This is a genomic window from Chamaesiphon polymorphus CCALA 037 (assembly GCF_003003845.1).
Lineage (GTDB): Bacteria > Cyanobacteriota > Cyanobacteriia > Cyanobacteriales > Chamaesiphonaceae > Chamaesiphon > Chamaesiphon polymorphus.
The window spans coordinates 1-8,205 of sequence record NZ_PVWO01000252.1; the positions used below are offsets into that span (position 1 = coordinate 1).

At 44.5% G+C, this 8,205-nt stretch carries 8 protein-coding genes and 1 pseudogene; 3 read left to right on the plus strand and 6 right to left on the minus strand.

Translation table 11 applies throughout. The features are described from left to right. From C7B77_RS31910 to C7B77_RS17885, 5 genes and pseudogenes are all read right to left on the minus strand, one after another. Positions 1–176: pseudogene (locus tag C7B77_RS31910) on the minus strand (phosphate-starvation-inducible PsiE family protein); the annotation flags it as partial. Between the two features lie 142 nt (positions 177–318). Continuing rightward, complete coding sequence (locus C7B77_RS17870; protein ID WP_106307764.1) at positions 319–498, minus strand: hypothetical protein; 180 nt, start codon at positions 496–498, stop codon at positions 319–321. 109 nt (positions 499–607) lie between these two features. Beyond that, a complete protein-coding gene (locus tag C7B77_RS17875; RefSeq protein ID WP_245894257.1) occupies positions 608–1,135 on the minus strand; it encodes a GNAT family N-acetyltransferase in 528 nt (175 codons plus the stop codon). A gap of 30 nt (positions 1,136–1,165) precedes the next feature. Continuing rightward, positions 1,166–1,594 carry a hypothetical protein gene (locus C7B77_RS17880; protein ID WP_106307770.1) on the minus strand — a complete coding sequence of 143 codons (429 nt, stop codon included), beginning with the start codon at positions 1,592–1,594 and terminating at the stop codon, positions 1,166–1,168. A 71-nt stretch (positions 1,595–1,665) separates the two neighbouring features. Next, complete coding sequence (locus C7B77_RS17885) at positions 1,666–3,225, minus strand: photosystem II high light acclimation radical SAM protein (protein ID WP_106307772.1); 1,560 nt, start codon at positions 3,223–3,225, stop codon at positions 1,666–1,668. Positions 3,226–3,709: 484 nt separating this feature from the next. On the opposite strand from C7B77_RS17885, the gene C7B77_RS17890 reads away from it, so the two are divergent. Then, positions 3,710–4,033: a DUF1830 domain-containing protein gene (locus C7B77_RS17890; protein WP_106307775.1), complete on the plus strand. Its 324-nt coding sequence runs from the start codon at positions 3,710–3,712 to the stop codon at positions 4,031–4,033. Positions 4,034–4,184: 151 nt separating this feature from the next. On the opposite strand, the gene C7B77_RS17895 is transcribed toward C7B77_RS17890, so the two are convergent. Continuing rightward, on the minus strand, positions 4,185–4,610 hold the full coding sequence (locus tag C7B77_RS17895) for a hypothetical protein (protein ID WP_106307781.1): 426 nt from the start codon (positions 4,608–4,610) through the stop codon (positions 4,185–4,187). A 342-nt stretch (positions 4,611–4,952) separates the two neighbouring features. On the opposite strand from C7B77_RS17895, the gene C7B77_RS17900 reads away from it, so the two are divergent. Beyond that, the gene (locus C7B77_RS17900; protein WP_015161932.1) at positions 4,953–5,090 is read left to right on the plus strand and encodes a photosystem II reaction center protein K; all 138 of its coding nucleotides are present in this window, start codon (positions 4,953–4,955) and stop codon (positions 5,088–5,090) included. Between the two features lie 330 nt (positions 5,091–5,420). Beyond that, positions 5,421–8,108, plus strand: coding sequence for a hypothetical protein (locus C7B77_RS17905; protein WP_146138382.1), 2,688 nt, complete (start codon positions 5,421–5,423; stop codon positions 8,106–8,108). The last annotated feature ends 97 nt before the right edge of the window (positions 8,109–8,205 follow it).

The following is an 8,205-nucleotide window of genomic DNA, read 5'->3' on the forward strand; positions in this document are numbered from 1 at the left end:
TTCAACTGCAATACCATCACGCAAAACAATCCAATACATAGAGAAATTGCAATTGTATCTTGAACTAATTCTAAAACTCGCACGATATGACTGCGATTTAGCTTGGCATACCACCGTGTATTTATGGTATTTACATTAGTGTTGTTGGCGATCGGTGCGGCAATTGATGTCTTCATTACTTTAGTTCCTGCAATAAGGGACATCGCTCTAAACTAACTCAGAATCTCTCGATCGCGCAATCATTAATTAATGAGATGTTTTGATAAATATGATTAGCAAAGTATCATCGATAAATTTTAAATATCGATCGAATAAGTTCTATCGTTTGCGTGCTTTCCAGGTGCCGCCATAGCTATAATCGAGATTAGTGCGATCGATCGTCTGCCAACACCGATCGCAAACAAATTGCCATGCCCCATCTCGCTCTACCCGCACTCGATATAAAACATCTGATAATTGCTGGCATCGATCGCATGTTTTAGTACGAATTCTTGTCACTGACTTATTAAATAGTATTTACTAGTGCAGCGTCAAATCTTAATTTTAGGGTGGATGTCTTTTAAGAAGCTTATTGAATAAGGGATTCGGAAATTATCAACCCTAATTTTTAGTCTTGACAATGCACTAGGTCGTTTTCAATTTTGAAGAATACGATGGGCTTATCCTCGATCGTCCGTTGTTCTACTTCACGCATCCCCAGTCTTTGGGTTAATTTTATGGACTCTAAATTAGGTCGATCGCAGCTTGCTAAAAGGTATTTATAACCAAGTTCTTTAAAGCAATATTCTATTATCTTTAAAGCTGCTTCGGTAGCATAGCCTTTTTTAGTGGCTGTTGGAATTAGAGCATAAACTAATTGAGGTTGTTCTTCCTCAAAAAAGTACCACAAGCCAATAAAGCCAACAATTTCTTCAGTATCTTTAGTCTTAATAAACCAGAGACCGAGTTTTTGCGTATCGAAGAGATTTTGGTTTTCTAGAGACATCTCCTCTATCTGTTGTAACTCCCAAACTCGATCGTCGCATAGATATTTTCGCACATATGCATCTATGAAAATCTCGTGTAGCGCGATCGAATCACTTGCTACAATCGGTTGTAATCGTAAACGTTGAGTTTCTAATTCAAAATTCATCATTACCTCCAATATTCACACTTGTGATGATAGCTAGACATAGAGCGCGTCAGTCCCTGGTATTGCCTGTCGCACCCTTCGGGCAAATCCAGCATAGTGAAATGGAATATTATCACTATCATCGCCAGCAATCCGAGATCTCACTTTGTCCCACGAAAGCATAGAGACTCTAAACAATGGCTCGCCAACTACTAGTACTGGCTGCGCTCTCTCTTCATACCAGCGATAACAGCCTCCAAATTCTCGCCGTCCTACTTCCATAATGTAGCAGCCAAATTCTCTAACCAATGTACCGATTCTGGCATCAGTCATCTCATCTGCAAAATCCGCTGCTTCGGCTAGCATTTCCTCGACAGCAGCAAGGCTAGCTTCCGAGTAGTCGAGTTTGCCTTCTGCACGATCGTTACAAATCTCGACAAATCTGCACGCAGTTTGAAGGATCTGTTCTGAAAGTTCATCCATACTTTAAAATGACACTTCGAGAGATTGGTACTAGCGTTAGAGATCGAGCATGTTATTAACGATCGATTAATTTAAACCTTAGCTAACTGTTTGACTTCTACAGGTGCAGTGAGAGCTTCCTCTAATTCCGATTTACCCAACCGTGCTTCGAGGATATTCATCACCTCACGTCCGAAATCGTTGGGGTTATCGCGGAAGGCTTGAAGGCAAACTTCACCGAAGAATGAGCCTAACGGTTCGGGATTCCAGAGGAGTTTTTTAGCTACCCATGGCATGTGACTCATCGGATTGTAACCGGGTTTAATCACGTCATTTTTGAAGGCATATTCTTCTAAGTGAGTGTGCGGTTGTAATCCGATAAAGAAGATTGCTGGTTCGACTTTATCTGCACCAAATATCTTCTCCATTTCGCGGTGATAAGCGATCGTTTGACGGATCGTTTCAAAGCGTTCGTCGATAACATTAAATGAGTAATTAATCGAGACTAGATCTTCAAATCCGGCGGCTTTGAGATCTCGACAGTTTTGTAAGACAGTGCGAAGATTATAACCCATCCGCATTTTGCGAACTAGTTCTTGAGAACCGCTGGTAATGCCGATCTCAAAATAATTCATCCCGGTTTTGACCATCAAATCGCACAGTTCGGGAGTCAAATTATCAGCACGAATATAAGCTGCCCATTTAATATCCGTCATCCCACTAGCGACGATCTTTTGTAATAATTCGATCGCGTCATCGATATAGCGTCGAGCTGGGATAAATTGGGCATCGGTAAACCAGAAATTCCGAATCCCACGATCGTAAAGTTGGCGCATTTCGGCGACTACTTCATCGGCTGGATTGATCCGGACTTGTTTGCCTTCAATTACGGTATAAACGCAATAGCAACAGTTGTGCGGACAACCGCGCTTTGTCTGCACGCCGACATAAAAATCCCGATCTTGTAAATAATAGCTAAATTCCGGCCAAATTGTCTCGATATAGTTGTAATTGCACGCCGTCTTTTCGATCGAGGTTGGCGGTTCGTGGACTAAACCTTTGCGAGGTGCGGTACCGACAATATAACACCGCTCGTTGGTCAGATCTTCAGCTCTAATAATCTTCTCTAATAAGACTTCCCCTTCCCCGATCGAGACGATTGCGCCTTTTGGTAAACTCTTAGCTAACTGCTCGTAGAAGACGCTCACAGCTCCCCCACCGACGACTAATTGGGTGTTCGGATTATGCCGCTTGGCACGTTTCAACCCGCGCTTAATTAGAGACATATTTCGCCACAATTCTGTATAGTGGCTGGTTAACATCCGCACTCCACCAATGGCACCGTGCAGCTTCTTCAGCGGGTTGCGATCGTAAAAAATCTCAAAGGAGTTCTGGAGCGGATTGCCACCGCGTCCGCCGACTGGTGCATAGATTTGGATATCCCGCCAAGAGTAAACCAGTAAGTCTGGCTGAAATTTATCGATCGCGGCGTCTAGTGCCTTACCATAATCTAGCGGTGGTACCGTACCGAGATCGAAGATCCGTTGTTCGATATTCGGAAACTGCTTATGAACGTGGTCTGACAAGTATACAACCCCGATCGGGAAAATTGGATTGCAAGGAAGGCGACAATAGAGAATTCGTGTAGTCATAATTAGGGGATAGGGACTAGGGGATAGGGGATAGGAAATAGGGAATCGGGACTAGGGGATAGGGAGCAAAGGATAATACCGATAACCTCATCCTGAAAATCTTACCAATCCTCACATCCCTCTCGGAATCAGGGGGAAATGGTTAACACCGATAACCTCATTCGGAAAATCCTGTAGATCGTTAAATCCCGATCGAAAGAGGAGACGCAGGCTAGCACCGATCGCCTAATCCTGCTAATCCTGTAAATCCTGTAAATCCCGGTCGAGGTTTTATTTATGTCTTTAATATAACTTTACACAAAATTCTCTCGAAAAGGTAGTCTCAGACTCAGATTAGATCGAGATTTGCGGCCTTTGGCACGCATTAGCTAGATGCGATCCCCAGCGGTGTGAAAAGGTAGTAAACTTTACAGCTTCTCATTAAATAGGAGTGTTACCTTGAGAATGTAAATGATTTTATGGGCACCAGGCTAAATAAATTATTATGCCTCACATTCTCGATCCCCTACCCGAAAACCATGCCGAGGAGATTTGCTGCTGCTATGTTAATAGTACCAGTCAAATTCAAGTTGCCAGAATCACCAATGTTCACAATTGGTATTTCGAGCGAGTTGTTTTTCCCGGACAACGACTGATATTTGAAGCTCCTAGTTATAGCTATCTAGAAATACATACTGGTATGATGGCAAGCTCTATTTTATCAGATAAGATTCCTTGCCAACAACTAATCGTTTTAGGGGATGATGAACCTCACCCTTTCGCAATCTCAGCCAAGACATTACCTGAATTGGAATACGCGCATCAATGATTTAATTCTTAGAGAACCTGTCGATAATTAAGCAGCTTATTTGCACCAGTTTCATGAAGACTTTAAGAATAAAATCTTTTGAAAATAAAGCTTGCGAATTTCGCAAGCTTTATTTTTGAGCCAGGTGGTTATTTGCGGCAATCGGTAAGTTTTAATTATCGCCTGCTAACCGCTCTAACCGCTCTTGCATGTTAGTTAACTTCGATCGAACGGATACTGCTAAACGTGGTGTGGGCACGTCCAGATTCGGCCATTGCGGTAAATTAATACAAGGACAATGTTCGGGGGGGATGCCAGCAATTTGCAGCGGAATGAGCATACTGCACCGAGCGCAATCGACTAGCTCCCACGTAGGAGTAAGCAACTCAGCGATGGTTTGAGATGTGTCTTCTAAATAGCAATCACCCGATCGATCTGACAGGATAATGTCCCAACAACGCTCGAATTCTTTGCTGTAGTCCATATCATTAAAGATTTTACTCGGCAATAGAGATCGATCGCCATTGTGGGTATAAACCTTTTTACCTAGTTGAAACCAGTGTGCGAGATATTGTTTAACTTCAAGAGTGGATGCCATACCCAATACCTCCTAACAGCGGACAGTAATTCAGCAGCATCGATCGACACAATTTCTGCGAGTCTGTCGAATTCGCTGCTGATACTAACTATTATCCGCAATCCCTGAATTTGTAACCAGCGACCGACCAATTTGTTTTGTTTCTTGATAAACCTCGGTGAAAACTTAATAAATAGTTACAATACCCGTTAGGCTATGTAACCGATGCTCGTCCGCGTTCGTTGTCGATGACACCGATTGAAATCTAGATAGAGAGCATCGATCGACCGATCCACTCCGTCCAGACATGATAAAATAGCTACCAACTACGATCGCCGTGATATAAATAAGGATTAATAAAACATGGACGCAGCACTCATAATTGCGAAATTGCCTGAAGCATATGCCATCTTCGATCCCTTGGTGGATGTTCTCCCCATTATCCCAGTATTATTTTTGGCCTTAGCCTTCGTTTGGCAAGCTGCTGTTGGTTTCCGTTAAGTTTAGCCGAGGCTGACTGGCAAATCGATCTTGCTCCCAGATGCCGTTAAACTTGGTGCGCTCGGACATCCTTAAATGTGAGGATGTCTATTTTTATGTCAAATTTTCAGGTGATTTAATTAATGAGTCGCGGGCTGGCGACGGGCAATAGAGATCGTTACGCGGTGTGATTTCTGCTGGAAGATGCAAATTCAAGCGATCGAGATAGGTTTGGTCAGTGATTTGGGCATACTAATTCCAGTAGTAAACAGCATTTACCAATTCACTGTCAATACTGACCGGATCGTGAATTTAGCACCACAGTCAGACCACCAGATCGGGCTATCCCTTATGTCAAAACTAGACCCCTCCGTTCGCCTGCTACATTTAATGCTGCGAGCGCAACATTACGCACGGAAAGAGTCCAGCGATACTGGCTATGCAATGATGCTGGTATCGATCGTCACGATTTTGATTTTCAGTTTATTGGCTGCTTATCTAGCGATTACAAATATTAGCAAATCTGCTACCACTGCTAATGTAGAGGCTAACAGTACCTTCTACGCTGCTGAGTCTGGACTCAATCAAAGATCGGATGTAGTTCGTCAAAAGTTTGTCAATTATGCCACTCCCAATGGTGTCAGTCCTGGTGCGGTATCTGGATCGATCGCTGGCCCTAATAATATGGCATTTTGTCTCGATAGCGATCCCGCCAATGATGGCAGTGGTGACTTTGCCTGTCAGAAAATCGAATTAAACTACAAACATGCAATTGGCACTACCGTAGGCAGGGATGCCGATGGGAAATCTTTATCAGCTTCCAATTTCGCTAATAATGTCAAGTATACGGCCTATAGTTTTGTTAGCGATCGCACGATTTACATCGATCCCGTCCGCCGGATTCCACAAGTCCAGACGATTCCTGCCGGACAACTTTATGCAGGCTTAAATGCTCAAGAATATCGCTACACCATCTTTAGCATGGCGACGAGCAGGCAGCCGCAAGATTTGGATGCGCGGGCAATGACAGTATTAGAAATGTCATTTAGGAGTCGCAACATTCCGCTATTTCAGTTTGCAGCTTTTTATAACGGGGACTTGGAAATGAATTCCACGTCCCAAATGGATATTAATGGTCGCGTCCATACCAATGCCAATCTATATATCCAACCGACTCCCATTGGTACCGAAACTACGCGGTTGCTCGGTCAAGTCACCGCCGCCAACAGTATTTATAATCGAGTCGATGCCAGTGCGATCGCTCGGTATGGCGATACTCAAGTACTGCTGACAGGAGATCCCGACAACCCCTACGATCCAGCCAATACTTACGAAAAATTTCCCCCTTATGATGCCACCCGGACTATCCCGCTGACACCTCCAGAGATCGCTAAATTCAATCGGAGAGTTTTAGATGGAGCCGCAGGTGCAACCGTACTCCAAGTTCCCCAGCCTGGTTTCTTGCGCAAGCGCGATGCGGACGGGAATATTGGTGAATATTACGGTAAAGCCGATTTGCGGCTAGAAATGGTGCCCAAACGCGCGGCGGGGAATGTGCCATTTAACTTTACGTCAATTAAAGATGGCGGTAGTGGCGGCAGTTGTACTGGATTTGAAATCTCTACTGGACGGCAAGGTGCCAGTCTTAAGTGCGTCAGAATGAGTGAGGGTCAGCTCCGCAGCCTGATGCAGCCAGTGATGAGTAAAGTGGTAAGCAATGAAGAACGCGCTCGCTTGTGTCCGACTGTAGCTGTCAATCACAATCCCAGTTTGTTAAGCGAACGAAGAGTTTTGCGTGCGCTCCAAGTTGCTATTGCGGCCCAAAATACGCCAGTACCGCTAGATCGACTGAATTTACCATTGAGCGATCCAGCTAATGCGAGTATTAGTAGTATCGCAACTAGTTTAGAATCGACTTTAAATACAGCCCAGTCACCCGCACAGTTAGCTGGTGCGGTAGGCGGTTGTTTCTTACCAGCACCCATTCAGGTACTAACGGGTAGTGGGGTGGCAAATAGCAATTATACTTGGCAATCGAGTTATTTCGATCGCCGCGAAGAGCGGTGGATTGGCATGTTACAGACCAATATTGACAGTCTGACGATGTGGAACCGCGATGGTTTGTATGTCGATCGCGATAATAACATCACCACGAATGACGCCACAACGACCACCCAGCACACAGCAGCATTTAACGGTGGGAATAATGGCTCGATTTACGATACAAATAATTTATTATTCATTCGCGCTGCTGCTAACCCGACCGCCGCAACTGGCAGTTTTCAAAAACTTGGATTGGCCGCATCCGATTTAACGGAGGGCGGATTGGTCTATCATGCTACTGTCAGCGACGATCTTGATGGTGATGGTACAGCCGATCTGACTGTCGATTCCGCAGATAACCTGCGTAACTATGCCGATGGCAAAAGGAGAAGCTCCTACGGCTTTGCCTTTAGCGGTGGGGTAAATCTGCCTGGGCCGATGACTGTGGTGACCGATCGCGGGCTATATGTCCAAGGCGACTACAATAGTTTTGCTGGCAATGTTGCCAAACAACCCGCAGCTACGATCGGCGATACGATTACCGTTTTATCCAATAATTGCGCCGATCCCAACACCAGAATGCTAAATTGTGGCGTAATTACCGCCACCCAGAACGCTGTAGAAACTACAGTCAATGCCGCTTTTCTCTCTTACACCGATCGCAGTAATGGTAACATCGGTTCTAGCGGATTTCCGACTATCAAAGAGTATAGTGGCGGATTGAATAACTACATGCGAATGGTCGAAAATTGGACTGGTCAAAGATTCAACTACACTGGCTCATTTGTCAGTTTAGGCGCACCGCAAGAATATAGCGGTGCCTATCGGTCTGGTAGTAGTGCTGGTAGTGCGTTTGCCCCTGGTGCGAGCTACTATGGCGTCCCGATTCGTAATTTTAGGTATGAAGTGAATTTTAATGCTTTCGACAGATTGCCGCCGCTAACTCCTCGGGTAATTTATTTGCAACAGGAGACATTTAAGCGGTCTTATAACTAGTACCGAGCGGCATAAGTAAGGCTAGTGCAGTGTCAAGATTAAAAATTAGGGTTACTTGGTTGCTTGCTAAAATGAGGAAAATTCCAAACAGAGGCAA